The 25597-nt window shown below is 73.7% G+C and carries 25 protein-coding genes; 12 read left to right on the top strand and 13 right to left on the bottom strand.

Features of this window, described 5'->3' with window-relative positions; all coding sequences use genetic code 11:
- Positions 1 to 21 precede the first annotated feature (21 nt).
- The 4 genes from MRBLML1_RS15735 (at position 22) to MRBLML1_RS15720 (ending at position 3213) form a co-directional block, all read left to right on the top strand.
- Positions 22 to 1101, top strand: coding sequence for a branched-chain amino acid aminotransferase (locus MRBLML1_RS15735; RefSeq protein ID WP_364517580.1), 1080 nt, complete (start codon positions 22 to 24; stop codon positions 1099 to 1101).
- Positions 1102 to 1147: 46 nt separating this feature from the next.
- A complete protein-coding gene (locus MRBLML1_RS15730) occupies positions 1148 to 1327 on the top strand; it encodes a hypothetical protein (RefSeq protein ID WP_364517578.1) in 180 nt (59 codons plus the stop codon).
- Positions 1328 to 1399: 72 nt separating this feature from the next.
- A complete protein-coding gene (locus MRBLML1_RS15725; RefSeq protein ID WP_364517576.1) occupies positions 1400 to 2377 on the top strand; it encodes an ATP-binding cassette domain-containing protein in 978 nt (325 codons plus the stop codon).
- Entirely contained in the window at positions 2377 to 3213 is an 837-nt protein-coding gene (locus MRBLML1_RS15720) for an ABC transporter permease (RefSeq protein WP_364517574.1), read from the top strand. Before MRBLML1_RS15725 ends, MRBLML1_RS15720 begins: the two co-directional genes overlap by 1 nt.
- 1 nt (position 3214) lies before the next feature.
- Here MRBLML1_RS15720 and MRBLML1_RS15715 read toward each other — a convergent pair whose 3' ends face one another.
- On the bottom strand, positions 3215 to 6325 hold the full coding sequence (locus tag MRBLML1_RS15715; RefSeq protein ID WP_364517572.1) for an ATP-binding protein: 3111 nt from the start codon (positions 6323 to 6325) through the stop codon (positions 3215 to 3217).
- A 47-nt stretch (positions 6326 to 6372) separates the two neighbouring features.
- Here MRBLML1_RS15715 and MRBLML1_RS15710 point away from each other — a divergent pair, with 47 nt between their 5' ends.
- The 4 genes from MRBLML1_RS15710 (at position 6373) to cimA (ending at position 10660) form a co-directional block, all read left to right on the top strand.
- Positions 6373 to 6774, top strand: a complete 402-nt coding sequence (locus MRBLML1_RS15710) for an MmcQ/YjbR family DNA-binding protein (protein WP_364517570.1) — start codon at positions 6373 to 6375, stop codon at positions 6772 to 6774.
- Between the two features lie 47 nt (positions 6775 to 6821).
- Entirely contained in the window at positions 6822 to 7181 is a 360-nt protein-coding gene (locus MRBLML1_RS15705; RefSeq protein WP_364517568.1) for a hypothetical protein, read from the top strand.
- 39 nt (positions 7182 to 7220) lie between these two features.
- A complete protein-coding gene (locus MRBLML1_RS15700; protein WP_364518176.1) occupies positions 7221 to 8903 on the top strand; it encodes a serine/threonine-protein kinase in 1683 nt (560 codons plus the stop codon).
- 149 nt (positions 8904 to 9052) lie between these two features.
- Positions 9053 to 10660, top strand: coding sequence for a citramalate synthase (cimA, locus tag MRBLML1_RS15695; RefSeq protein WP_364517566.1), 1608 nt, complete (start codon positions 9053 to 9055; stop codon positions 10658 to 10660).
- A 4-nt stretch (positions 10661 to 10664) separates the two neighbouring features.
- Here cimA and MRBLML1_RS15690 read toward each other — a convergent pair whose 3' ends face one another.
- Entirely contained in the window at positions 10665 to 11255 is a 591-nt protein-coding gene (locus MRBLML1_RS15690; RefSeq protein ID WP_364517564.1) for a TetR/AcrR family transcriptional regulator, read from the bottom strand.
- A gap of 94 nt (positions 11256 to 11349) precedes the next feature.
- On the opposite strand from MRBLML1_RS15690, the gene MRBLML1_RS15685 reads away from it, so the two are divergent.
- Both MRBLML1_RS15685 and MRBLML1_RS15680 read left to right on the top strand, forming a co-directional pair.
- Positions 11350 to 11901, top strand: coding sequence for an NAD(P)H-dependent oxidoreductase (locus tag MRBLML1_RS15685; protein ID WP_364517562.1), 552 nt, complete (start codon positions 11350 to 11352; stop codon positions 11899 to 11901).
- 46 nt (positions 11902 to 11947) lie between these two features.
- Positions 11948 to 13372: an amidase gene (locus tag MRBLML1_RS15680; protein WP_364517560.1), complete on the top strand. Its 1425-nt coding sequence runs from the start codon at positions 11948 to 11950 to the stop codon at positions 13370 to 13372.
- A 14-nt stretch (positions 13373 to 13386) separates the two neighbouring features.
- On the opposite strand, the gene MRBLML1_RS15675 is transcribed toward MRBLML1_RS15680, so the two are convergent.
- From MRBLML1_RS15675 to MRBLML1_RS15630, 10 genes are all read right to left on the bottom strand, one after another.
- Positions 13387 to 13788: a hypothetical protein gene (locus MRBLML1_RS15675; RefSeq protein WP_364517558.1), complete on the bottom strand. Its 402-nt coding sequence runs from the start codon at positions 13786 to 13788 to the stop codon at positions 13387 to 13389.
- A gap of 1 nt (position 13789) precedes the next feature.
- Complete coding sequence (locus tag MRBLML1_RS15670; protein ID WP_364517556.1) at positions 13790 to 15226, bottom strand: hypothetical protein; 1437 nt, start codon at positions 15224 to 15226, stop codon at positions 13790 to 13792.
- Between the two features lie 97 nt (positions 15227 to 15323).
- Complete coding sequence (locus MRBLML1_RS15665; protein ID WP_364517554.1) at positions 15324 to 16199, bottom strand: AfsR/SARP family transcriptional regulator; 876 nt, start codon at positions 16197 to 16199, stop codon at positions 15324 to 15326.
- Between the two features lie 112 nt (positions 16200 to 16311).
- Positions 16312 to 16980 (bottom strand): dethiobiotin synthase, encoded by a 669-nt coding sequence (gene bioD, locus MRBLML1_RS15660; RefSeq protein ID WP_364517552.1) that lies wholly within the window; start codon positions 16978 to 16980, stop codon positions 16312 to 16314.
- The gene (locus tag MRBLML1_RS15655; RefSeq protein ID WP_364517550.1) at positions 16977 to 18104 is read right to left on the bottom strand and encodes an 8-amino-7-oxononanoate synthase; all 1128 of its coding nucleotides are present in this window, start codon (positions 18102 to 18104) and stop codon (positions 16977 to 16979) included. The genes bioD and MRBLML1_RS15655 overlap by 4 nt, the downstream gene beginning before the upstream one ends.
- Positions 18101 to 19402 (bottom strand): adenosylmethionine--8-amino-7-oxononanoate transaminase, encoded by a 1302-nt coding sequence (gene bioA, locus MRBLML1_RS15650; RefSeq protein ID WP_364517548.1) that lies wholly within the window; start codon positions 19400 to 19402, stop codon positions 18101 to 18103. The genes MRBLML1_RS15655 and bioA overlap by 4 nt, the downstream gene beginning before the upstream one ends.
- Positions 19403 to 19412: 10 nt before the next feature.
- Positions 19413 to 20591 carry a biotin synthase BioB gene (bioB, locus tag MRBLML1_RS15645; RefSeq protein WP_364517546.1) on the bottom strand — a complete coding sequence of 393 codons (1179 nt, stop codon included), beginning with the start codon at positions 20589 to 20591 and terminating at the stop codon, positions 19413 to 19415.
- A 46-nt stretch (positions 20592 to 20637) separates the two neighbouring features.
- Positions 20638 to 21243, bottom strand: a complete 606-nt coding sequence (locus tag MRBLML1_RS15640) for an energy-coupling factor transporter transmembrane component T family protein (protein ID WP_364517544.1) — start codon at positions 21241 to 21243, stop codon at positions 20638 to 20640.
- Between the two features lie 9 nt (positions 21244 to 21252).
- On the bottom strand, positions 21253 to 21954 hold the full coding sequence (locus MRBLML1_RS15635; protein ID WP_364517542.1) for an energy-coupling factor ABC transporter ATP-binding protein: 702 nt from the start codon (positions 21952 to 21954) through the stop codon (positions 21253 to 21255).
- Positions 21951 to 22553 (bottom strand): biotin transporter BioY, encoded by a 603-nt coding sequence (locus tag MRBLML1_RS15630; RefSeq protein ID WP_364517540.1) that lies wholly within the window; start codon positions 22551 to 22553, stop codon positions 21951 to 21953. Before MRBLML1_RS15630 ends, MRBLML1_RS15635 begins: the two co-directional genes overlap by 4 nt.
- A gap of 92 nt (positions 22554 to 22645) precedes the next feature.
- Between MRBLML1_RS15630 and MRBLML1_RS15625 the strand changes: the two genes are divergently transcribed.
- Both MRBLML1_RS15625 and zwf read left to right on the top strand, forming a co-directional pair.
- Positions 22646 to 23137 carry a TetR family transcriptional regulator gene (locus MRBLML1_RS15625; protein WP_364517538.1) on the top strand — a complete coding sequence of 164 codons (492 nt, stop codon included), beginning with the start codon at positions 22646 to 22648 and terminating at the stop codon, positions 23135 to 23137.
- 83 nt (positions 23138 to 23220) lie between these two features.
- The gene (gene zwf / locus MRBLML1_RS15620; protein WP_364517536.1) at positions 23221 to 24669 is read left to right on the top strand and encodes a glucose-6-phosphate dehydrogenase; all 1449 of its coding nucleotides are present in this window, start codon (positions 23221 to 23223) and stop codon (positions 24667 to 24669) included.
- 4 nt (positions 24670 to 24673) lie between these two features.
- Here zwf and MRBLML1_RS15615 read toward each other — a convergent pair whose 3' ends face one another.
- Positions 24674 to 25525 carry a helix-turn-helix transcriptional regulator gene (locus tag MRBLML1_RS15615; protein WP_364517534.1) on the bottom strand — a complete coding sequence of 284 codons (852 nt, stop codon included), beginning with the start codon at positions 25523 to 25525 and terminating at the stop codon, positions 24674 to 24676.
- Positions 25526 to 25597 lie beyond the last annotated feature (72 nt).

Here is a 25597-nt window from a genome sequence, read left to right as displayed (position 1 = left end):
GAGAGGACTAGATTCTTGACCATGCAGATCACCACCACGCTCTCTGCGCACCCCACCGACGACGCCCGGCTGGCAGAGATCCTGTCCAACCCCGGCTTCGGCACGCACTTCTCCGACCACATGTTCACCGTCGAGTGGACGCCGGAGAAGGGCTGGTACGACGCGCGCATCACGCCGTACGGCCCGATCACCCTCGACCCCGCGGCGGCCGTCCTGCACTACGCCCAGGAGACCTTCGAGGGGATGAAGGCCTACCGCCACGCCGACGACTCGCTGTGGCTGTTCCGCCCCGAGGCCAATGCGGAGCGGATGAAGCGCTCCAGCCACCGGCTCGCGCTGCCCGTGCTCGAGGTGCCCGACTTCGTCGAGGCGGTCGCCGAGCTCGTCAAGGTCGACGCCCGTTGGGTGCCCGGCAACGCCGACGGCGGCGAGAAGAGCCTCTACCTGCGGCCGTTCATGTTCGCCTCGGAGAAGTTCCTCGGCGTGCGGCCCGCGCAGCACGTCACCTTCATGGTCATCGCCAGCCCCGCCGGCGCCTACTTCAAGGGCGGGGTCAAGCCGGTCACCCTGTGGCTGACCGAGGAGTACACCCGTGCCGGCCGCGGTGGCATGGGTGCCGCCAAGACCGGCGGCAACTACGCCTCCTCGCTCGTCGCCCAGCAGGAGGCCTACGCCCAGGGCTGCGACCAGGTGGTCTTCCTCGACGCCCAGGAGGGCAAGTACGTCGAGGAGCTCGGCGGGATGAACATGTACTTCGTCTACGACGACGGCTCCATCGTCACCCCCGAGACCGGCACCATCCTCGAGGGCATCACCCGCGCCTCGATCATCGAGCTGGCCGGCAAGATGGGCCACCAGGTCACCGAGCGACGCTTCGGCATCGACGAGTGGCGCGAGGGCGTCACCAGCGGCCGGATCACCGAGATCTTCGCCTGTGGCACGGCCGCGGTCGTGACGCCCGTCGGCTCGCTCAAGTACGACGGCGGCGAGGTCCCCGCCCCCGCCGGCCAGGACCTGACCATGCGGATCCGCGAGGCGCTCGTGGGCGTGCAGCTGGGCCGCAACGAGGACACCTTCGGCTGGATGCACCAGGTCTCCTGACACCTCCCGCCCGACACGTGGCCGTCCCCGGATCGGGGGCGGCCACGTGCGCGTTGCGGGGCAGGACGGGGCACCGCTCGCCGGCGCCTCGGGGTGCCGCCGGCTAGCGAGCGAGATCTCCGTCGCGAGCCTGGCCGACGCCGGCGGCGGGGTCCCCGTCGAAGCCGCCGAGCGGTGCCCCGGCCGGGCCCGCGACGCGCAGGTGGCGGTCGCGAAGGCGCGGTGAAACCACCGTGAAACCGCTCGGGTCCACGCTTCCCTCATCAGCCGGGTCGATCCCCGGCGAGAAGGAGCGACCATGACCACGACGAACGCGGTGCAGGCCCAGGGTCTCGTGAAGACCTTCGGCGACTTCAACGCCGTCGACGGCATCGACCTCGAGGTCCGGCCCGGAGAGATCTTCGGCGTGCTGGGGCCCAACGGTGCCGGCAAGACCACCACCTTGAAGATGCTGGCGACCCTGCTGCCGATCGACGGCGGTGAGGCGCACGTCTTCGGCGTCGACGTACGACGCGAGCCGCACAAGATCCGCCAGCTGGTCGGCGTGACCGGGCAGTACGCCTCGGTCGACGAGAACCTCACCGGTGCCGAGAACCTGATCCTCTTCGCCCGGCTGCTCGGTCAGTCGACCGGCCAGGCCCGGCGTACGGCGGCGGACCTGCTGGGCCGGTTCGGCCTGGAGGAGGCAGCGAACCGCCAGATCCAGAACTTCTCCGGCGGCATGCGTCGTCGGCTGGACCTCGCGGCCTCGCTGATCGCCCGGCCGCCGCTGATCTTCCTCGACGAGCCGACGACGGGTCTGGACCCGCGCACCCGCGGCCAGATGTGGGACACGATCCGCGAGCTGGTGGCGCAGGGCTCGACGATCCTGCTGACGACGCAGTACCTCGACGAGGCCGACCAGCTGGCCGACCGGATCGCGGTGATCGACCGCGGCCGCAAGGTCGCCGAGGGTACGCCGGACCAGCTCAAGACGAGCGTCGGCAGCTCGACCCTGCACCTGCGGGTCGCCCAGCGCGAGCAGACCGCCCGCGCCGCGCAGATCGTCGAGCGGGTGCTCGGCGAGGCGCCCGTGCTCACCCCGGAGGCCGGTGGCCTCAACATCGCGCTGAGCGACGCCAACCAGACCGCCGACGTCCTCATCGCGCTGCGCCAGGGCGAGGTCGACATCACCACGGCCGCCGTACGCCAGCCCACCCTCGACGAGGTCTTCCTGACCCTGACCGGTCACCACGCCGAGGACGACACCCACGAGACCCAGGAGGAGGTGGCCTGATGACCACGCTGCTTCCCGAGACGACCACGGCCCCGGCCGCGGCGGCTCCCGACCGCCCGCTTGCCGCACGTCCCTCGCTGCGCGACACCCTCAACCAGACCCTCGCGATGGCCTGGCGGGCCACCAAGAAGATGCGCCGCAACCCGGAACAGTTCTTCGACGTGACCCTGCAGCCGATCCTGTTCACCGCGATGTTCGCCTACATCTTCGGCGGCGCGGTGTCGGGCTCGGTGGCGGACTACCTGCCGCTGATCATCCCCGGCATCCTCGCCCAGACCGCGCTCACCGCCTGCATGGCGACGGGCACCCAGATGCGCGAGGACATGGACAAGGGGGTCTTCGACCGCTTCAAGTCCCTGCCGATCGCCCGGATCGCCCCGCTGGCGGGGCCGATGCTCGCCGACCTGATCCGGTACGGCACGGCCGCGACGATCACCATCCTGGTCGGCATCGCGATGGGCTACCGCCCCGGCGGTGGCGTCGGCGGCGTGGTCGCCGGCTGGGCGTTGACGGTCTTCGCCGGCTGGTCGCTGTCGTGGATCTTCTGCTGGCTGGGCACCGTCGCGCGCTCGGCCCAGGCGGTGCAGGGCATCGGCATGATGATCATGTTCCCGCTGACCTTCCTGTCCAACGCCTTCGTCGAGGTCGACACCCTGCCGCGCTGGCTTGAGGCGTTCGTGAACGTCAACCCGGTCTCGCACGTGGTCACCGCGGTGCGCGACCTGATGAACGACGGCGACCTCACCGGCCAGGTCGGCTGGGCGGTGCTCGGCTGCCTCGTGGTGGTGGCGGTCTTCGCCCCGCTGGCGGTGCGGACCTACTCGCGCAAGATGTGACTCAGAGCAGGCGCTGGAGGGCGGCGCGGGCCTCGACCAGCAGGTCGGGTCCGCGCCGTTCGCCGTACTCCGCCTCCACCGCGGCCAGCACGCCGGGCGCGCGCTCCTCGCACAGCCCGCGGGCCCGGTCCCACTGCATCGTCGGGGCGAAGCGGTAGTAGGAGAAGCGGTCCGCGAGGACCAGCACCCGCACCGCGTCCGCGGCGGGGCGGTCGGTGCGCAGCAGGGCCCACAGCCCGAGCCCGAAGAGGACGAGCCCACCGATGGGGTAGTCCATGAACGGTCGCTCGGGGTCGAGCGCGTCGAGCGCCTTGGCGGCGAGGGCGTCGCGCAGGTCGGTGCCCTCCTCGCCCACGCCGTACGACGCGAAGGCGGAGACGGCGACCGCCTCGCCGGAGATCGCCCACGGGGTGGCGCCCTCCAGCGAGCCCGGCAGGCGCAGGGAGCGGCTGGCCTCGGCGGCCTGGCGGTGCAGCCGCAGGCCCTCCGCGGCATCGCCGGTGGCGATGGCCAGCTGGGCGCGGCTGTTGAGGATGGCGACGTCGCCGCCGGGCAGCCCGGTGGGCGCGAGCGCACTGATCTGCTCCACGAGGGCGGTGGCCGTGGCGAGGTCGTCGTCGATCATCGCGGCCATCGCGAGGATGGACCGGCTCTGGATGGCGTCGTCGGTCGCCCCGAGCAGGTCCAGGACGGGCAGCGCGGCGCGGGCGTGCGCGGCGGCCTGGGCCGGGTCGCCGAGCTGGGCGTGCAGCTCGGCGAGCTGGGCGTCGACCATCGCCCGGCGCCAGGGCCCCTCCTCGGGACGGACGAGGGGGAGCGCCGCGTGCAGCGCCTCGACGGCGCGGCGCGGGTCGCCGGAGTTCTCCCACTGGTGGGCGGACCACTGCAGGGCCAGGCAGCGCACCCAGGGGTCGGCGTCGTCGATCAGGTAGGTGAGGTCGGTGCCCATCCCCTCGGACTGGGCCAGGGTGACCCGCACCAGTGCGGCCAGCGCCCGGCCCTCCTCGCCCGGGCCGAGCGCGGCGAGCTGGTCGACGAGCTGCTCGGCATCCGCGGAGCCGGTGAAGCGGGCGCTGAACAACGCGACGCACAGGGCAGCACGGGCCGTGTCGGCGAGCGCGGGCGGGGCGTCCCAGCCGTGCAGCGCGCTCGCGATCGCCGGGGCGAGGGACATGCTGCGGAAGTGGTCGCCGCTGATCGACCAGAAGCCGCCGAGCGTCCCGAACAGCACGGCCACGGCCTCCGGGTCACCGCCGGCGACCGCGTCGCGCAGGACGTCGGCGAGGTTCGTCTCCTCGGTGCGCAGGTGGGCCATGGCCTCGGCCTGCCGGGGGCTGAACAGCCGCGCGCCCTCGCGCGCGGCCAGGTCCACGGCCCAGGCCTGCAGCGCGGCGGCGACCTTCTGCGACTCACCGGTGGCCTCGCGCTGGAGCCGGCCGAACTCACGCACCGTCTCCAGCACCCGGTAGCGCGTCGCCGTCCCGTCGTCGGTGACCGTCAGCAGGGACTGGTCGACCAGGTCCTCGACAGCGTCGAGCGCGTCCTCGCCGAGCACCGCGCCGGCGGCGTCGAGGGTGAACCCGTCGTGGAAGGCGGACACGTAGCGCAGCGCCCGTCGCTCCCGCTCCTCCAGCAGCCGCCACGACCACTCGATCACCGCGAGCAGGGTCCGGTGCCGGTCGGGCGCGCTGCGATCGCCGCCGCGCAGCAGCCGGAAGCGGTCGTCGAGGCGGCGCGCGATCTCGGCCGGGCTCATCACCCGGACCTTGGCGGCCGCGAGCTCGATGGCGAGCGGCAGCCCGTCGAGCCGGTCGACGACGGCCCGGACCGCCGTCTCCTCCAGCAGCACGCCGGGGCGGGCCGCCTCGGCGCGGGTGCGGAACAGGTCCACCGCGTCCGTCGTACCGAGGTGGGGGAGCAGGTGCACCCGCTCCGCCGCGATCGCCAGCGGCGCCCGGGTGGTCGTCAGCACCCGCAGCTCGCGGGTGGTCGCGACGAGGAAGGCGACGAGGTCGGCGACCGCCGCCACGACGTGCTCGCAGTTGTCGAGCACCAGCAGGGTCGGCGCCTGGTCGAGCTGCTGGGCGATCCGGGCCCGGACGTCGGCGCGCTGCTCCGGGGTCAAGGTACGACGGCCGGCGACCGAGTCGCGCACGCCGAGCGCCGAGCCGACCTCGCCCACCAGGTCCTCCGGCGCGGTGACGCCGACCAGCTCGACGAAGTGCACCACCGGCTGGGTGGCCTCGCGGGCGACCGTGTGCGCGAGGGTCGTCTTCCCGAGCCCGCCGGGACCGACGACCGAGACCACCCGGGCCGACGCGAGCAGGCCCTCCACGGTGCGGAGGTCGTCGTCGCGGCCCAGCAGCGGCCCGGCGGCGTAGCGCACGCCCTCGCGCACCGGGCTGTCGCTCGCGAGCAGCTCGCGGTGCACCCGCTGGAGGTCGGGGCCCGGGTCGCTGCCGAGCCGGTCCTGGACCCCCGCGCGGTAGGCGGAGAAGCGCTCCAGCGCCGCCGCCGGCCCACGCACGGCGGCCTCGGCACGGAGCAGGTCGGCCAGCAGCGCCTCGTCGCCGGGCTGCTCGCGCGCGGCGCGCTCCAGCCCGGGCAGCGCGTCGGCGGGACGGCCGACCCTGGCCAGCGCGCGGGCCCGGACGACCGCCGCCGCGCGGAGGTCCTCCTCGGCGTCGCGGCGCAGGTCGGCGAGCGGGCCGGCGGCCGGCTCGGGGACACCGGCCGGGGCCAGGGCGAGCGCCGTGTCGGCGAGCGCGAGGGCGGCGGCGGGATCGGTGGCCAACGCCTCGCGGGCCGCACGGGCCTGCGTCCGCAGCAGGCGGGCGTCCACCTGGTCGGCGGCCAGCGTGAGCCGGTAGCCGTCGCCGTCGGTCACCAGGGTCGCCGCGCCCACGACCGCCCGCACCCGGGACACCAGCACCTGCAGCGCCTTGCCCGGGTTGGCCGGGACGTCCTCGCCCCAGACCAGGGCGACCAGCCGCTCGGTGCCGACGGTGCGCCCGGCGGTGGCCAGGGCGGCGAGCAGCGCCTGCGGACGCTCGCCCGGCACCGGCGTACCGTCCCAGCGCACGCCGTCGAGGAGCGTCAGGGAGATCGGCACCAGGGAAGTCTAGGAGCCATGCCGGTGCCGGGTGCTTCACTGAGCCCATGGCGCACCCGATCATGTTCAGCGACGACGACCCCGGGCTGGCCGAGCTGCGCCGGATCTGCCTGGCGCTGCCGGGTGCGGAGGAGCGGGTCAGCCACGGCCGGCCGACCTTCCGCACCGCCAAGGTCTTCGCGGTCTTCGGCGGCTCGGAGAAGATCCGGCCGGGTGAGCACCGGATGGTCCCGAGCGCGCTGGTCTTCACGCCCGACCCGGTGGACCTGCCGGCGCTCGACGCCGACGAGCGTTTCTTCGTGCCCGCCTACTACGGCCCCTCGGGTGGCCGCGCGATCGACCTGGCCGACCCCGCGACGGACTGGACGGAGATCGCGGAGCTGGTCGACGCGTCGTACCGCCGGGTGACGCCGCGGCGGCTCGTCGCCGAGCTCGACGCACGGGACTGAGTATCCGTACCCTCCCGGGCGGCCGCGCGGGCCGGGAGGCTCCGTCCATGAGCACCCCCCACCTGGTCCGGTCCGCCCGTCTCCTCGCCGCACTGGTCGCGGCGTCGTTCGCCGCGATCGTCGCCCTGCCGCGCAGTGGCGACCGGGTGGTGGTCGTGGTGACCGCCGTCCTCGCGCTCGCCCTCCTCGGCGTCCTCGGCGCCGCCGTGCGCCGCGGCGCGGTCCGTCCGGCCGCAGCGGCCGCGACCGCGCTCGGGGCGGTCGCCGTCGCGGGTGCCGAGGCCCACCTGCTGAGCCTGCCGGCCGACGGGGCCGACATCCCGCTCGCGGGTGTCGGCATCCTCTTCCTCGGCCTGGTCGCGGTCGTCGGCGGCGCCGTGTGCCTCGCCGGCCGCGCGCGGCGCTGATTCGAGCGGGGCCTCCCCGGGTAATCTCGCTGCGTGACGATGCGACCTGACAGCGGCGCGCCCACCCGGGTGGGCGACTACACGCTGCTGACCCGCCTGGGCGAGGGCGGCATGGGCATCGTCCACCTCGCCCGCGGCTCCGACGGGCGCCGGGTGGCGCTCAAGGTGCTGCGCCCGCAGGTCGTCGGTGACCAGGAGGCCCGCGGCCGGCTGGCCCGCGAGGTCAGCTCGCTGACCCGGGTGCGCAGCCCGTGGGTGGCCGAGATGCTGGCGGCCGACCCGTGGGCCGAGGTGCCCTACGTCGTGACCCGCTACGTCCCCGGCCTCTCGCTGCACGAGCACGTCGCGACCGAGGGACCGGTCGAGGGCCCCGACCTGCACTGGCTCGCCGGCTGCCTCGCGGAGGGCCTGGGCGCGGTGCACGCGGTCGGCGTCCTGCACCGCGACGTCAAGCCCGGCAACGTGCTGATGGAGGGCCGCACCCCGATCCTCATCGACTTCGGCCTGGCTCGGGTCGCCGACGACATCCGGCTCACCCAGACCGGCTGGCTGCTGGGCACGCCGGGCTACCTCGCCCCCGAGATCCTCTACGGCGACGAGGCGACCCCCGCCGCCGACGTGCACGCGTGGGCCGTGACGGTCGCGTACGCCGCCACCGGCCGCGCTCCTTACGGCCGCGGCCCCGCGATGGCGGTCATGGACCGCACCCGCCGCGGCCAGCACGACCTCAGCGGCATCGCGCAGCCGATGGCCGACGTGCTCGCCGCGGCGCTGCACCCGGACCCGCTGGAGCGGCCGCTGCTGGAGGAGGTGCTGGCCTGGTTGCGGCCGTTGAGCACCCGGCCGGACCTGCCGCCGGCCGCCCCGCCGGGGGCGCTCTTCGAGCCGCCGGCCGAGGCCGAGGACGACTTCACCCTGCCGCTCGCGCTGGCCGCCCAGGCGGGCGCCCCGGTCGCGGCGGCCGCCCCGGCCCCGCCGCGCACCACCCCGGAGTCGCTCGCGCCGACGCCCGCGCTGCCTCCGCCGCCGCCACCGACCCTGCGCCAGGACCCGACGCCGGCACCGCCGACCGTCACGCCCGACGCGCTGCGCCGGATCGAGGAGGAGTGGGACCAGCAGCACGGCTTCGACCCCGACGCCCCGTTCGGCCCGGAGCCGCAGGTGCCGCTGCCCGAGCGGCTGCGGCGCTGGACCGCGCTCGGTGCGGGTGCCGTCGCGGTCGGTGCCGGCTTCGCGGCGGCACCCTGGGTGGCGCTCGCGCTCGTCGTCCTCGCGGTGTGGCTGCTGCGCGCGGGCTCGCTGGCCGCCTCGGCCGTCGCGCAGCGTCGTACCGTCCGCGGCATCAAGTGGTACGACGGCCTGCGCCTGGTCACCTCCAGCCCCTGGCACATGGTCCGCGCCGTCACCGGCACGACCGTGCTGGTGCTGTGGAGCGCCGGGCTCGGCGCCGCCGCGGGGTTGATCTGCTACGCCCTGGCCGTCGAGGTGCCGAGCACCCTGATGGCGTGCGGGGCGGTGCTCGCGCTGGCGCTGTGGTCGGGGCCGGGCAGCAGCCGGTTCCGTTCGCCGGTGGCCCGCGTGCTGTTCCCGGCCTGCCGCCGTCCGCTGCCCTGGGCGCTCACCTGCGCGGGGCTGCTGGCGCTCGCCGCGCTGCTCGGCGTGCTGGTCGCGGGCAAAGGCGTGAGCTGGGTGCCGTGGGTCGGCGGTCCTTTCGGACTGTGAGCCGCCGCGGGCGCCGCACGTGGCAGACTGAGCCTGTGACCACCAGCACGTCGATCATTACCTAGCGCGTCCGGAGCCCCGGACGCGCCAGCCTCTCGTTGCCGGGAGGCTTTTGTTTTGCCCGTACGACGCCCACCCGAGAGACCTCGATGAACCAGCAGCTCGATCTTCACGGCTCCTTCCACGTCTACGACACCACCCTGCGCGACGGCATGCAGCAGGAGGGGCTCAACCCGACGGTCGCGGACAAGCTGGCGATCGCCCGGCAGCTCGACGGGCTCGGGGTGGGCTACATCGAGGGCGGCTGGCCCGGCGCCAACCCCAAGGACACCGAGTTCTTCCGGCGCGCGGCCACCGAGCTGGACCTGAAGCACGCCCGGCTCGCGGCCTTCGGCGCCACCCGCCGGGCCGGTGCCGTCGCCGCCGACGACCCGTTGGTGGCGGCGCTGCGCGAGAGCGGCGCGGGCGTGGTCACCCTGGTCGCCAAGTCGCACGCCGGGCACGTCGAGAAGGCGCTGCGGACCACGCTGGAGGAGAACCTCGCGATGGTCCGCGACACCGTCAGCCACCTGCGGGCCGAGGGGCAGCAGGTGTTCCTGGACGCCGAGCACTTCTTCGACGGTTACCGGCTGGACCGGTCCTACGCGCTCGAGGTCCTCCGCACGGCGTACGACGCGGGGGCGGAGGTGATCGCGCTGTGCGACACCAACGGCGGGATGCTGCCCGGCTGGGTCTCCGACGTCGTGCACGACGTGATCGAGAACGCCCAGGTCCGGGTCGGCATCCACTGCCACAACGACACCGGCTGCGCGGTCGCCAACACCCTCGCCGCGGTCGACGCGGGCGCCACCCACGTCCAGGGCTGCATCAACGGCTACGGCGAGCGCACCGGCAACGCCGACCTCGTCAACGTGGTCGCCAACCTGGAGCTCAAGCTCGACCGGCAGGTGCTGCCGCCGGGGCTGCTGGGCGAGGCCACCCGGATCGCGCACGCCGTCGCCGAGGTGACCAACGTGCCGCCCGCCTCCCGCCAGCCGTACGTCGGCACGTCCGCCTTCGCGCACAAGGCCGGCCTGCACGCGAGCGCGATCAAGGTCGACCCCGACCTCTACCAGCACATGGACCCGGCGGGGGTCGGCAACGACATGCGGCTGCTCGTCTCCGAGATGGCCGGGCGCGCCTCGATCGAGCTCAAGGGCAAGGAGCTCGGCTTCGACCTGTCCGAGTCGCCGGAGGTCGTCAACCGGGTGACCGCGCGGGTCAAGGAGCTGGAGTCGCGCGGCTACACCTTCGAGGCCGCGGACGCCTCCTTCGAGCTGCTGCTGAAGGAGGAGGCCGAGGGCCGTCGGCCGTCGTACTTCGAGGTGGAGAGCTGGCGGGTCATCACCGAGACGCTCACCCACGCCCAGCCGGGGGAGGAGGCCGTCTCCGAGGCGACGGTCAAGCTCCACGCGGCGGGGGTGCGTTACGTCGTCACCGGTGAGGGCAACGGGCCGGTCAACGCGCTCGACCAGGCGCTGCGCACGGCGATCGTGCAGGCCTTCCCGGAGATCGCGAAGTTCGAGCTGGTCGACTTCAAGGTGCGCATCCTCGACCAGGGCCACGGCACCGACGCGATCACCCGGGTGCTCATCGAGACCAGCGACGGCGAGTCGACCTGGGTCACCGTCGGCGTGGGTGCCAACGTCATCGAGGCCTCGTGGGAGGCCCTGATGGACGGGCTGACCTACGGCCTGCTGCGCCACCACGTGGACTGAGCGGTCACTCGCTTCCGACGAGGCGGTCCACGAAGTCCCGCCAGCCGCTGAGGATCTGCTGCTCGCTCATCCCGGCGTGCATCTGCTGGCGCAGCACGGGCACGGCGAGAGGGGCGATGATCGCGGTCGCGAGGTAGGCGACGTCGCCGGCGACGCCGAGCTCGCCGAGGAGCAGCCGCACATGCAGCTCGGCGAAGCCGAGCACGGCGTGGTTCTCGCCCCACGTCCGGCCGGCGGCCTCGATCAGCGCGGCCTGGTCGAGGTGCAGGCGCAGCCGGGAGGCGCCGAAGGCGTGCAGCCGCTCCAGCGCCGGGGCGCCCGGACCGAGCGGCGGGGGACCGCTGATCACCCCGGCCTGCCACTCCGCCTCGCGGTGGTCGAGCAGGGAGGCCATCAACCCCTCGCGGCTGCCGAAGCGGCGGAAGACGGTGCCCTTGCCGACCCCGGCCCTCGCCGCGAGCGCATCCATCGTCAGCGCCTCCACGCCGCAGCCGCCCATCAGCTCGGCGGCGGCGTCGAGCAGGGCCCGGCGGTTGCGTGCCGCGTCGCGCCGCTCGACCGGCGCTGCGGTGAGCAGGGGGAGGTCCTTCGGCATGGTCCGGCCAGCCTAGGGGTGGGCACCGACAGCCGCAGCGAAAAAAGTTCCGAACGTCGGGAATGGAAGCGGACCGCGGTCCGTTTCGACCTGCATGACTGACACCACCCGCGTCGCCGTCCTGGTCGGCAGCCTGCGCGCCGACTCCCTCAACCGCAAGCTCGCGGAGATCCTCCGCGACGAGGCGCCCGCGGGCGTCGAGCTCGACCTCATCTCGGGCCTGGAGCAGATCCCCTTCTACAACGAGGACCTCGACGCCGGCAGCGCGCCCGAGGCCGCCGCCGCCCTGCGTGAGCGGGTCGCCGGCGCCGACCGCGTCCTCGCGGTCACCCCGGAGTACAACGGCACCATGCCGGCCGTGCTCAACAACGCCATCGACTGGCTCTCCCGCCCCTACGGCGCCGGTGCCCTCGTCGGCAAGCCGTTCGGCGTCATCGGCGCCACCCCCACGCCGTACGGCGGCAAGTGGGCCCACGCCGACACCGCCCGCTCCGCCGGCATCGCCGGTGCGATCGTCGTCGAGGACGTCACCGTCTCCCAGCCCGCCGTCGAGGTCGACCCGACCACCGACGCCGAGGTCCGCGCCAAGCTGCTCGACGCGCTGACCCGCCTCGCCGAGTTCGCCCCGGCGACCAGCGCCGCCTGACCGAGCCGACCGAGCCGGCCAACCTGACGGGGGCTACGGTCGGGTCGTGGCCGATCTCCACGACCTGACCGCCCTCGAGCAGGGTGCCCTGATCCGCTCCGGCGAGCTCAGCCCCGTCGAGCTCACCGAGCACTACCTCGAACGCGCCGCGCGTCTCCCGCAGGAGTACGTCGACGGCGCGTTCGTCTTCCGCGACCCGGACGCCGCGCGCCGCCGGGCCCGGGAGGTCGCGGCCGTCGGGCCGGTCGGCGACGGCGCCTCGCCGCTGGCCGGCGTACCGACGGCGATCAAGGACCTCAACCTCACCCGGGGCGTGCCCACGGAGTTCGGCTCACCGGCCTACGCCGGCTTCGTGCCGGACGTCTCCGACGCGGTGACGCTGGCGATCGAGGAGGCCGGGCTGGTCAGCCTCGGCAAGACGAGCACCCCGGAGTTCGGCTCGCCCTGCTACACCGAGCCGGAGGGCCGGCCGCCGGCCGTCACGCCCTGGGACACCACCCGGATGGCGGGTGGCTCCTCGGGCGGCGCCGCGGCGGCGGTCGCCGCCGGCCTGGTGCCGGTGGCGCAGGGCTCCGACGGCGGCGGCTCGATCCGGATCCCGGCCGCCTGCTGCGGCCTGGTCGGGCTCAAGCCGACCCGGGGCCGGGTCAGCGGCTTCCCGATGTACGGCGACCCGGTCGGCCTCGCCGTCTCCGGCCCGATCGCGCGCACCGTCGCCGACGCCGCGGCCCTGCTCGACGTGCTCGCCGGGCGCCGGGCCGGGGACCCGTCCTGGGCGCCCGACCCGGGCGACACCTTCCTCGCCGCGACCGCGCGCGAGCCGGGCCGGCTGCGGATCGCCCGCTTCGACGCCCCGGTCATCGCCGCCACCGAGGTGCACCCGGAGGTGCGCGCGGCCTTCGAGGAGACCACCCGGCTGCTGTCCTCGCTGGGCCACACGGTCGTCGACATCAGCGTGCCGATCCCGCCCGAGGCGGTGCCGGAGTTCGAGACCTGCTGGGCGGTGCTCACCGGGCTCTCCACCGCGCCGCTGTCGGCCGAGCAGCGGGCCGGCCTGCGACCGCTCACCTGCTGGCTGGGCGAGCGGGGCGAGGCGGTCTCCGGGCCGGCGTTCGGGGCGGCGATCGGCGCCCTGCGGCGCCACGCCGGCGAGGCGCTGGTCGCCCTGGCGCCGTACGACGCCGTGCTGACGCCGACCCTGGCCACCCTGCCGCTCCCGGTCGGCGCGATCCGTGACGACGCCGACCCGGAGGCGGACTTCGAGGCGCAGAAGCGCTTCACGCCGTGGACCTCGGCGTGGAACGTGACCGGCATGCCGGCGATCTCGCTGCCGCTGCACCAGAGCGGCGACGGGCTCCCGATCGGGATGATGCTCGCCGCTCGGCCCGCCGAGGAGGAGCTGCTGCTCTCCCTCGCCGCGCAGGTCGAGGCGGCGGCCCCGTGGCGGGACCGCCGCCCGCCGCTCTGGTGAGCTCCGCGCGCCGCTCAGGCGAGGTGCTGGCGGATGACGTTCTGCAGCGCCGGCAGGTTCTGCTGGGTCACCGTCACCCGGTCCCACGCGGTCATCGCCTGGGTGAGCCCCCACGCCGCCTTGGTCTGGACCGAGAACCACTCGCTGGTGGCGACCGGCGTGATGCCGAGCCCGATGATGAACTGCTTGAGCCGGGTGCCGAGCGCCGGACCCGCGAAGGCCTGCGAGTCCATCACCGCGGCCACCCCGATGTCGGGGTTGTGGGTGAGGTACGCCGCGCGCACCCCCGCCGTGGTCACGTGGTCCGCGCTCGCGTCGCCGAACTTGATGTAGTTGCCCAGGCGCTTGTCGGGGTAGAGCACCGCCGTGTCCACGTCGTAGCCGGGCGAGATGATGAAGTAGGTGAAGTTCGCCATCTCACTGCCCTCGCGGGGTGGGGTAGAGGGTGGCCTCGACGAAGTACCACACGATCGACCACGAGTAGCCGCGGTCGTAGTCGCTCTTGACGTAGACGTCGGCCGCACCGCGGCCGATCACCTGGTCGCAGGCCTTGTGCCAGTCGCCGCCGGTGCCGTCGGTCCAGTTGCAGATGACGTCCCAGCCGACGAGGACCTTCGTGCTGTCGCGGAAGTTGAAGGTGTGCTCACGCCACCCGATCTTCCAGTCCTGCTCGACGTGGTCGCTGGCGCTGGCCACCGAGACGCCGGGCAGGTTGGAGCTGTTGAAGCCGTAGTTCCAGCGCACCGTGCCCTTGTCGGCGTCGAAGTTCTGGTCCCGCGCCGGCTCGCTCTTGGCGGACTCCATGACCTGGGAGAAGAAGGTCTGCCGGTTGAGGATCCCGGTGAACGTGCCGAGCAGCTCGTTGGTGTCGCTGGTCAGCTGCTCGATCTGCGCCTCGTCGTGCGGCAGGGAGGCCTGGTAGGCCTCGATCTTCTTCTCCAGCTGCTTGTACGGCTCGTCGACGAGCGGCCGGCCGAACGCCGGGCACGTGTGGAAGCGGGCCCGCGCCAGCCAGAACCGGTCGTAGAGGAAGGCGAGCTGGGCGAAGACGTCCGGGCTCACCGGGACCTCCCCGGAGATCGCCGGGTCGATCACCCGGTAGTGCATGAGGTAGGCCTCGAGCGGCTTCGGCGCCATGTTCTCGTTGAACCACGGCAGCAGCACCGACAGGATCGTCGCCGGCGTCCAGCCGTCCGCCGGGGTCGGGATGTTCGTCTTCACCCCGTCGGCCGAGACGATGATGTTGACCGAGGCGTGGCACTCCGACCGTGCCTTCTCGAAGGCGGTGCTGCCCTGCGCGGTGAAGACCTGGGGCACCTCGGCCGACAGCGTGGCGGTGAACTTGCGGCGCTCCTCCACGCTGCTGAAGGTGCACTGGTACATCGCGTGGAGCTGCGAGGAGGAGCGGTAGCCGGCGACGAAGTAGTCGCCGTACTTGTCGCGGAAGTCCGGTCCGGGCTCGACGGCCAGGCGGTAGTCGCCCTGCGGGGCCAGGCTGTACTGGCTGCGGTTGACGCTCACCTCGGCGACCAGGGTGACCGACAGCTCGGAGACCGACATCGACTCCAGGTACGACGTGCCGGCGCCGACCGTCACGCCCTCCATGTTGTAGGAGCCCTGCGCCGACGCCGAGATCATGCTCGACATGTCGCTCTCGGACTGCACGAGTGAGTAGGTGTACATCGGGCTCAGGATCGGGGTGTCCTGGACCTCGAAGTCCGCGACGGCCCTGGCCCGGACCTGGCCGGTGACGGCGTCGACGCCGAGGCCGGGACGGTAGTCGTCGTGCCAGGGCTGGCCGACGATGGTGGTGTTGAGCAACGTGCTGACTGCGGGATCCGCGACTTGCTTCATGACGTGCCTCTCGGGGGGTTGGGGGGACGAGCCCGGCCAGCCTGCGAGCACCGGATCACCGGCGGATCACCTCGTGCGACGGCGGATCACGCGGTGGTCACCGCAGGCGTCGTACCTGCTCCAGGGCGCTGTCGAGACGACCCCACACGAGGGCCAGGTCGCGGCGGGCCTGGGTGAGGTCGGCGAGCAGCGCGCTCACCTCCTCGCGGGCCAGGGTGCTCGGCCCGGTGAGCCGCCGGAAGAGGTCGACGGTCTGCGGCATCGGGTCGACGGCGAGGGTGTGGTGCAGGCTGGTCCGGCACCGCTCGAACTGGCTCTCCACCAGGTCGCCGCGGCCGGCCTCGGCGTAGGCCCGCATCAGCGCGCGGTGGATGTCCTCGCGCACCGGCTCGACCTCCAGGGCGAGCTCGCCGCAGCGGGCGACGGAGGCGACGTCGCCGAGCGTGCCGTAGTGGCGCACCAGGTGGCTGAGGGCGACCAGGTAGAGGTTCTCCACACGGGCGCGCTCGCCGAGCACCCACTCGTCGTCGACGGCGGGCGCCAGCCGCCCGCCGTACAGGGCGACGGCGCGCTCCAGCCGGTCGACGTCGGCGAGGGTGATCGCGCCGGGGCGCAGCCGGACCACTCCGCTGACCAGGTCGGTGAACGCCCACACGTCCACGCTGACCGGCGCCGTCTCGTCGATGCCGATGGTCTGCGCGCCCTGCGGGGTGACGATCAGGTCGTTGCCGTACGACGCCCGGATCTCGTTGTTCAGCCGCCACGCCGCCGTGTTGAGCCGCCGCCGGGCCAGTGGGGGAGGTGAGTCGGGGTAGAGCTGGGCCGCGGCGAGCGAGCGGAGCCGGCCGGCCCGCGGTCCGAGAGCCAGGTACGTCGAGAGCCGCGCGGCACTGGAGGTGAGCGGGTGCGGTTCGCCGCCGACGTCGATCGAGGGGATGCCGAACAGGCTCAGGGAGATGCCCGAGACCGGCATGCCGCCCCCATCCGTGACCCGTCGACGGTGGTGCCCCGCCCGTGCGGTCAAGCGGGGATGACAGAGTCTGGCAGGGTGCGGCAGGCTGGACCGGCGCTTTGCCGCAAATCCGTCAGGCTGTCGTGAACCAGCCCGGCGCGGCCGTGCGGAAGTCGGCTGCCGAGCCGGCGCCCTCGGGCAGCACGGCGAGCAGCGGGACCCCGGTGACGCGGGGCAGGTCGGCACGGTTGCAGGACTCCGCCAGGCCGGGCGCGGCGGGCCAGGAGCCGATGACCAGGCCGGCCGGCTCGATGCCACGGTGGCGCAGCGCGGCGACCGTCAGCTCGGTGTGGTTGAGCGTGCCGAGGCCGGCCCGGGTGACGATGACGACCTCGGCCGCCAGGAGGGCGGCGAGGTCGAGCAGGGTGCCGCCGTCGGCGTCGATGCGGACGAGCAGGCCGCCGGCGCCCTCGACGAGCACGAGGTCGTGCGCCGGGGCGAGGTCGTGGATCGCGGTGGCGTGCTCGGCCACCGACGGGATCGCGACCCCCTGGCGGCGGGCGGCGGTGTCGGGGGCGAGCGGCTCGTCCAGGGCCGCGAGCTGGACCGCCTCGACGCCGGCGAGAGAACGCACGGTGTCGACGTCGGGGACGTCCGGGTCGGCGCCGCCGATGCCGGTCTGGACGGGCTTCACGACCAGCACCCGGCTGCCGCCGGCGGCCGCGCGGGCCGCGAGCGCGGCGGTGGCGACGGTCTTGCCGACCCCGGTGTCGGTGCCGGTGACCACGACGAGCCGGGTCACTGGTGCTCCTTGACGAGCGCGACCAGGGTGGCGACGGCGTCGGCCCAGTCGGCGGCGGGCACGCCGGCGGTGACGGTGATCCGCAGCCGCGAGATGCCGTCGGGCACCGACGGCGGGCGGAAGCAGCCCACCCGCAGGCCCGACGCCAGCGCGGCGGCCTGGGCCGCGACAGCTGCCTGGGGTGAGGACATCGGCACCGAGAGCACCGCGCCCGCGGGCGCCACCACGCCGAGGGCGTCGGCGAGCGCGGCCACCCGCGTTCGCACGGTCGCGCCCAGGCCGGGCCGGGCACGGACCTCGCGCAGCGCGGCCAGCGCGCCGGCGGTCGGGGCCGGGGCGAGCCCGGTGTCGAAGATGAACGGGCGGGCCCGGTTGACCAGGTGCTCGCGCAGGGCGGACGGCCCGAGGATCGCGCCACCCTGGCTGCCGAGCGCCTTGGACAGGGTCGCGGTGACCACCACGTGCGGCAGGCCGGCCAGGCCGAGGGCGGCGACCAGGCCGGGCCCGTGGACGCCGAGGCCGTGCGCCTCGTCGACGACCAGCAGGGCGTCGTACCGCTCGCAGAGGGCGGCGAGCTCGACCAGGGGAGCGGCGTCGCCGAGGACGGAGTAGACCGACTCGACCAGCACCAGCGCCCGCTCGCCCGCGGCGACCGCGGCGACCAGGCCTGCCTCGACCGCCGCAACGTCGCTGTGCGGCACGACGCTCAGCCGTGCCCGCGACAGCCGCACCCCGTCGACCAGGGAGGCGTGCACGTGCGCGTCGGAGAGCACGCGGACCGAGCGGTCGGCCAGCGCGGTGACGACGGCCAGGTTGGCGTGGTAGCCGGTCGAGAGGACCAGCGCCGAGGGCTGGCACAGGTAGTCGGCGAGCTCCCGCTCCAGGTCGGCGTGCAGGGCCAAGGTGCCCGTCACCAGCCGCGACGCACTGGCCCCGGCGCCCCAGCGCAGCGCGGCGTCCGCGGCGGCCCGGCGGACCGCGGGGTCGCGGGCCAGGCCGAGGTAGTCGTTGCCGGCGAGGTCGATCGTCGGGTCCTCGGCGGGCCGCTCGCGCAACCGCCGGGTCAACCCGGCCTCCTCGCGGGCGGCGGCCTCGGCCGCCAGCCACTCCTGCCAGGTGCTCATCCGGCGCGCACCGCCGCCCCGATACCCGCGACCAGCCGGTCCAGCTCGTCGTCGGAGATGACGTACGGCGGCATCGCGTAGACCAGGTCGCGGAACGGCCGCAGCCACACGCCCGCCGCCAGGGCCGCGTCGGTCGCGGCCGCCACGTCCACGTCGTGGTCGAGCTGGACGACGCCCACGGCGCCGACGGTGCGCACGTCCCGCACCTGGGGAAGCGCGCGCAGCGGCTCCAGGCCGGCCGCGAGGTGGTCGCCGATGCGTCGTACGCCGGCCTGCCAGTCGCCCGCGAGCAGCAGGTCGATCGACGCGCTCGCCACCGCGCAGGCCAGCGGGTTGCCCATGAACGTCGGGCCGTGCATCACCACGCCCGGGGCGACCGCGTCGGTGGTGAGCACCGCGGCGAGCGTGAGGTAGCCGCCGGTCAGCGCCTTGCCGACGCACAGCACGTCCGGGGTCACCAGCTCGCTGACGAAGAGGTGGCCGGTGCGGCCGAAGCCGGTGGCGATCTCGTCGAAGACGAGCAGCAGCCCGTGCTCGTCGGCCACCTCGCGCAGCACCCGCAGGCACTCCACCGGGTAGGGCCACATGCCGCCCGCGCCCTGCAGCAGCGGCTCGACGACGACGCCGGCCAGCTCGTGCGCGTGCCCCGCGGCCAGCTCGCGGACCGCGGCCGCCCAGGTCGCGATCTCCGCCTCGCCGGCCCCCACGGCCGGCGGCTGCGGCGCGAACACCTGGGACGGCAGCACGCCCTGCCACAGCGCGTGCATCCCGCCGTCGGGGTCGGTGACGCTCATCGGGTGGAAGGTGTCGCCGTGGTAGCCGCCGCGGACGGTCAGCACCCGGGTCCGTTCGGGCCGGCCCAGGGCGCGCTGGTGCTGGAGCACCATCTTCAGCGCCACCTCGACCGCGACCGAGCCCGAGTCGGCGAGGAACACCCGCCGCAGCGGCTCCGGGGTGATCTCCACCAGCCGGCGGCCGAGCCCGACGGCGGGCTCGTGGGTCAGCCCGCCGAACATCACGTGGCTGAACCGCGCTGCCTGCTCGGCGAGCGCCCGGTCGAGCGCCGGGTGCCGGTAGCCGTGGATCGCCGCCCACCACGAGGCCATCCCGTCGACGACCTCGCGGCCGTCCACCTCCAGCGTGCACCCGCGCGCGCCGGTGACGAGGCGGACCGGCGCGGGGTCCGTCATCGAGGTGTAGGGGTGCCACAGGTGCTCGCGGTCGAACGCGAGGGTCTCGACAGGCTCGACCGGCGCGAGGGTCTCGACAGGCTCGACCGGCGGGACAGGCTCGACCACCGGGGCCGCCTCAGGCGTTGGCGGCGACTTCGGTCCCCGCACCCCGGGAGCGGATCACCGGCTTGCCGTCGGTCGGGGCCGCGACCGAGCAGCCGCCGCAGCCGTCGCCGCAGCCGCTGCCGGCCGAGGAGCCGCACGGCGTGGTGGCGTGCACCCGGTGGGTGACCCCGGCCTCGTGCGCGGCGATCAGCTCGTCGAACGCCGAGTCGTCCATGCCGAGGACCGAGAAGCCGTTGTCGCGCAGCATCCGCAGGTCGGCGAGCGCGTCCTGGCCCTCGGAGGTGAGGTAGTCGCCGAGGAAGATCGAGTTCGCGACGTGCAGGGCGGTGGCCTGCAGGGTGCGCAGGTGCATCTCGCGGCCGCCGGCGATCCGGATCTCCTTGTCCGGGCACACGAAGCGCGCCATGGTCAGGATCTTCACGCAGCGGGTGGGGGAGAGCTCCCAGGTGTTCTCGTACGGCGTCCCGTCGAAGGGCATCAGGAAGTTGACCGGGATCGAGTCGGCGTCCAGCGCCTTGAGCGCGAAGAGGGCCTCGACGAGCTGCTCGTCCGACTCGCCCAGCCCCGCGATCAGGCCGCTGCACGGGGACAGGCCGGCGGCCTTCGCCTTGCCGATGGTGTCGACCCGGTCGTCGTAGGTGTGGGTCTGGACGATGTTGTCGTGGTGGGACTCGGCGGTGTTGATGTTGTGGTTGTAGGCGTCCACCCCGGCCTGCTGGAGGCGCTCGGCCTGGCCGTCCTTGAGGAGCCCGAGGCAGGCGCAGACCTCGACGCCGTCGTACTGCTCCTTGAGGGCCTCGGTCATCTCCACGACCTTGTCGATGTCGCGGTCGGAGGGCCCGCGGCCCGAGGAGACCATGCAGACCCGGCTCGCGCCGCCCTGGAGGCCCGCGCCCGCCTGGCGCAGGGTCTCCTCGGTGGAGAGGTAGGAGTACTTGAGGATCGGCGCCGCCGAGCCCACCGCCTGCGAGCAGTAGTTGCAGTTCTCCGGGCACAGCCCGGACTTCAGGTTGACGAGGTAGTTGACCTTCACCGTGGTGCCGAAGTGCTCCCGGCGCAGCCGGCCGGCCGCGGCGACGAGGAACATCAGCTCGGCGTCGGGCGCCTGGAGCACCGCCAGCGCGTCCGCCTCGGTGGCGCTGCCGCCGTCGAGGATGCGGGTCGCGAGCGCGTCGAAGTTCGTGGTCATGGTGCTCCTCGGAAGGCCGAACTGAACAGTGTTCAGGTGGAGGGTATCAGTCGTCGCCGATCCCGCGGGCGTGCAAGGCGTCACCGGTCGCCCGGGCGTGCGCGACGACCCGGATGACGAGCGGGGTGAGGTAGGCCCGGGGGTTGCGCTCCAGGCCGCGGGCCCGGGCCGCGTCCCTGGTCTCGGCGGCGATCTCCAGGGTGAGCGGGATGCCGCGGATCATCAGCGAGAAGGCCAGCGCCACCAGCTCCGGCCGTACGCCGAAGCGGCGGAAGGGCTCCAGCCACCGGGTGATCGCGTCGATCATCTGCTCCACCGCGGTGGTCGTGGTGAACACGGTGGCGAGCAGCACCAGCGCGAGCAGGGCGCCGACGACGACGAAGGCGCGCTCGGCGCCGTTCTGCCAGACCTGGTACGCCGCCAGCAGCACCATCGCCAGCAGCACGGTGCGGATGCTGCGCGCCGCCCGTCGCAGCGGCACGCCGCCCACGACGCAGCCGAGGACCGCGAGCCCGATCACCGCGGCCGTCGTCGGCACCCCTCGCCACACCACGGCCACGATGCTCAGCACGACGAGCCCTAGCAGCTTGGCGCCGACGGGCAGCCGGTGCAGCACCGAGGTGCCGGGCCGGTACTCCCCGAGCGGGCTCACCGCCACGGCTCAGCCCGCCGTCGCCCGGTAGTGCGCGACCACGTCCGCGGGGGCGCCGTCGGCGACGATCGCGCCGTCCTCGACCAGCAGCGCCCGGTCGCAACGCAGGGCCAGGTCCAGGTCGTGGGTCGCGATCACCACCTGCTGGGGGAGCGCGAGGAGCAGGTCGCCGATCGCCCGGCTGTTGCGCAGGTCCAGCAACGTCGTCGGCTCGTCGGCGACCAGGACGGAGGGCTCGGTCGCGAGCACCCCGGCGATCGCCAGCAGCTGGCGCTGGCCGCCGGAGAGCGTGTGCACGCTGCGGTCGGCCAGCTCCTCCAGGCCGTACGACGCCAGCACCTCGCGCGCCGCGACGGCCCGCTCCTCGCGGTCCTTGACCCGGTGCCGCAGCGAGAGCGCGACGTCCTCGGCGACCGTCGGCATCACCAGCTGGGCGGTGGGGTCGGTGAACACGAAGCCGACCCGGCGGCGCACCTCGCGACCCTTCTTGCGCACGTCGAGGCCGTCGACGGTGACCCGGCCCGTGGTCGGCTCGACCAGCCCGTTGACGAGCCGCGCCAGCGTGGACTTGCCGGAGCCGTTCGGGCCGACCAGCGCGATCCGCTGCTCGGTGAGGTCGAGCGTGGTCTCCCGCAGTACGGTGACCTCGGGGACCGGGCCGCCGGGCGTGGCCGCCCGGACGACCACCCGGTCGAGCTCGATCCGGCTCATGCGGGCTCGGGAGCGGGCTCCTCGGCGGGCGCCTCGGCCGTCGTACGACGGCTGATCAGGTCGGGGAAGGCGCGGTGCACCGCGGAGGCGACCAGCGCCATCACGACGTTCTTGGCGATGTCGCCGGGGAAGTAGGCGGTGTCGGCCGAGAAGGCCGCCTTGAGGCTCATGTCGCCGCGCCAGGCGAGGCCGAGCGGGCCGAGGGTGTGCACGACGAGGAAGCTGCTGAGCAGGCCGCAGGTGAAGACGAAGGCGAACTGGGTGGCGTTGCGGCGGTTGCGGTAGACGAGGAAGCCGCACAGTGCGGCGGCGATCGGGAAGGCGACCAGGTAGCCCGCGGTCAGCCCGCTGTAGTGCGCCATGCCCGACGTGCCGCCGGAGTAGATCGGCAGCACCAGGCCGGCGACCAGGTAGAGCGTGACGGAGAGGAAGCCGCGGACCGGGCCGAGCACCGCGCCGGTGAGCAGGACGCCGAACGTCTGCAGCGAGTAGGGCACGCCGACGCCGGTCTTGATCTCGGGCAGCAGGGCACACACGGCGATCAGGGCGGCGAAGCCCGCGATCAGCGCGACATCGGTGGTGGGGGTACGACGCGTCATGTCACTCTCCGGGGGACGGCGGCACCGCGTGGCGCCAACTGAACGGTGTTCAGGTTAGAGTGGGTTCGCCAAGAGGTCAACGAGGGGGTCAGGTGCGCTACCGACGGACGGACGTGGTCGAGCGGGCGATCGGGGTGCTCGACGAGAGCGGGCTCGACGCGCTCACCATGCGCCGGCTCGCCGCTGACCTCGGCGTGCAGCCCGGCGCGCTCTACCACCACTTCGACGGCAAGGACGCCCTGCTCGCCGCGCTCGCCGAGGAGATCCTGCGCCGCGGCCGCCGCCCCACCGAGATCGTCGCCTGGGACGCCGAGCTGCTGCTGCTGTGCCTCGGCCTGCGCGACGCCATGCGCCGCCACCGTGACGGCGCCCTGCTCATCGCCCAGGTGCACCGCGCCGACGCCGGCGCCCTGGAGGCCCCGCTGCGCGCCGCCCTCGACCGGGCCGGCGCTGAGGAGCACCTGTCCCGGGTCGGTGCCCGCACGCTGGTGCGCTTCGTGCTCGCCCAGCAGGACGACGACGCCGACGACTTCCGCCTCGGCATCTCGCTGGTGCTCGACGGGCTGCGGGCCCGGCTGTCCTGAGCGCGGCTGCCCTGAGCCTGCCGGGGTGCTCCCGCCACCTCTCGTTATCGTGGAGGTAACACCGAGGAGGCACTGTGGACGACATGGCACCGAAGACCCAGAAGCCGGTGACCGTCGTGCTGTTCGGCGCGACCGGTGACCTGTCCCGCCGCAAGCTGCTGCCCGGCCTGCTGCACCTGTTCGAGACCGGCCTGCTGCCGCAGCTGCAGATCATCGGCACCTCGCTCGACGAGCACACGACCGAGTCCTTCGTGGGCTTCGTGCACGAGGCGGTCAAGGAGTTCTCCGGCGACGACAACGACATGGACGCCTGGCCGGAGTTCGCCAAGCTGCTGCACTGGGCCCCCGGCTCCGAGGGCCCGGCCGGGCTGCGCGCGGCCGTCGAGAAGGCCGAGTCGGCGTGGGACGGCGACCGGGTGCGCCTGCACTACCTCAGCGTCCCGCCCAAGGCGGCGCTGTCCGTCGTGCAGACGCTGGACGACGCGGACCTCGCCGAGGGCAGCCGGATCATCATGGAGAAGCCCTTCGGCGTGGACCTCGCCACCGCGAAGGCGCTGAACGCCGAGCTGCACAAGACCTTCGCCGAGTCGCAGATCTACCGCATCGACCACTTCCTCGGGAAGGAGGCCGCGCAGAACATCCTCGCCTTCCGCTTCGCCAACGGCCTCTTCGAGCCGATCTGGCACCGCAACAACATCGACCACGTGCAGATCGACGTGCCCGAGGAGCTCGGTCTCGACCAGCGCGCCAACTTCTACGAGTCGACCGGCGCCTACAAGGACATGGTCGTCACCCACCTGTTCCAGGTGCTGGCCTTCACCGCGATGGAGCCGCCGACCTCGCTGGCCCCGGACGCGATCCGGGAGGAGAAGGACAAGGTCTTCCGCTCGATGCTGCCCATCGACCCGGCCAACGTCGTGCGCGGGCAGTACCAGGGCTACCGCGACATCCCCGGGGTCGCGCCCGAGTCGGAGACCGAGACCTTCATCGCGCTCAAGTGCTTCATCGACAACTGGCGCTGGGCCGGCGTCCCGTTCTTCCTGCGCACCGGCAAGCGGATGGCCGAGGGGGCGCGGATCATCTCGATCGCGTTCAAGGAGCCGCCGCGCTCGATGTTCCCGAAGAACTCCGGCGTCGGCGACCACGGACCCGACCACCTCACCTTCGACCTCGCCGACAAGGCGAAGATGTCGCTGTCCTTCTACGGCAAGCGGCCCGGTCCGGGGATGAAGCTCGACAAGCTCTCCATGCAGTTCGCGATGACCGACACCTCCTGGGCGGGCTCGGTGCTGGAGGCCTACGAGCGGCTGATCTACGACGCAGCCCGCGGCGACCAGACCCTGTTCACCTCCGCCGAGGGCATCGAGCGGCTGTGGGAGGTCTCCGCGCCGCTGCTGGAGTCCCCACCGGTCGTGCGGCCCTACCGCCAGGGCAGCTGGGGCCCGAACCAGGTGCACCAGCTGATCGCGCCCTACGCCTGGCGGCTGCCCTTCGAGCGGCAGTGGCGCAACCCGAACGCGCTGGGCGGCTGAGCCCTCAGTCGATGACGCCGGCCTCGCGGGCCAGCCGGACGGCGTGCACGCGGTTGCTGGCGTGCAGCTTGCGCATCGCGTTCTTCAGGTACGACTTCACCGTGCTCTCCACGAGCCCGAGCGCCTCGGCGACCTCGCGGTTGCTCTGGCCGAGCGCCACCTGGGCCAGGACGTCGACCTCGCGCGCCGCGAGCCCGGTCGGCGCCTGCGCCGGGGCGACCGCCGGGGTCCGGCCGCGGTCGACCTTGGTGCGCACCCGCTCCAGGCGCCGGCGCAGCACGTCGTCCTCGACGAGCGCGGCGAGGTCGGCGAGCTCGGCGGAGATGTCGCTCAGGTCGGCGCGGCTGAGCGCGGCCGGGGACGGGGCGCTCGCGGCGGCCAGGCGGCGCCGGACCTCGTCGTCGACCGCGATCTCGCGCTCGACGCGGCGCACCAGGGGGAGGAAGGCGTCGTACCAGACGTCGCCGAGCACGACCTGGGTGCGGTGCGCGAGGTAGACCACCATCCGCGGCACCCGGTCCACGACGATCGGCAGCGCGGTCACGGTCTCCAGCCGCTCGGCACGCACCGGTCCGTCGTACTGGTGGGTGATGCCGCGGGCGTCGTGATAGCTGTTGACCGACACCGGGCGCCCGATCGTCAGCGCCTTGCCGCCGAGGCCGAAGCCGGCGCGCACCCGCAGGCCCTGCAGGGAGCGGGTGCTGGTGCCGTGCAGGCCGGTGATGTCGAGCGCGGTGCCACCGCCGACCACCGGACCGCCGAAGGCGACGTCGCTGCGGCCGACCGTGCGGAAGTCGGCGAGCGCGCGCAGCAGTCGCCCACCGTCGTACGGCGCCTCGGGGGCGAGCTCGGCCATGGCTCCACGGTAGGTGAGCGTGGTCACACCCGGCAACGGGCCCACCCTCTTTGGGAGGTGCTCCCTCCTTCG

This window comes from Nocardioides sp. LML1-1-1.1 (genome assembly GCF_040676175.1).
Classification (GTDB): domain Bacteria; phylum Actinomycetota; class Actinomycetes; order Propionibacteriales; family Nocardioidaceae; genus Nocardioides.
The sequence above is the reverse complement of the archived record's forward strand: the minus strand, read 5'-3'. Positions and strand labels throughout refer to the sequence as shown.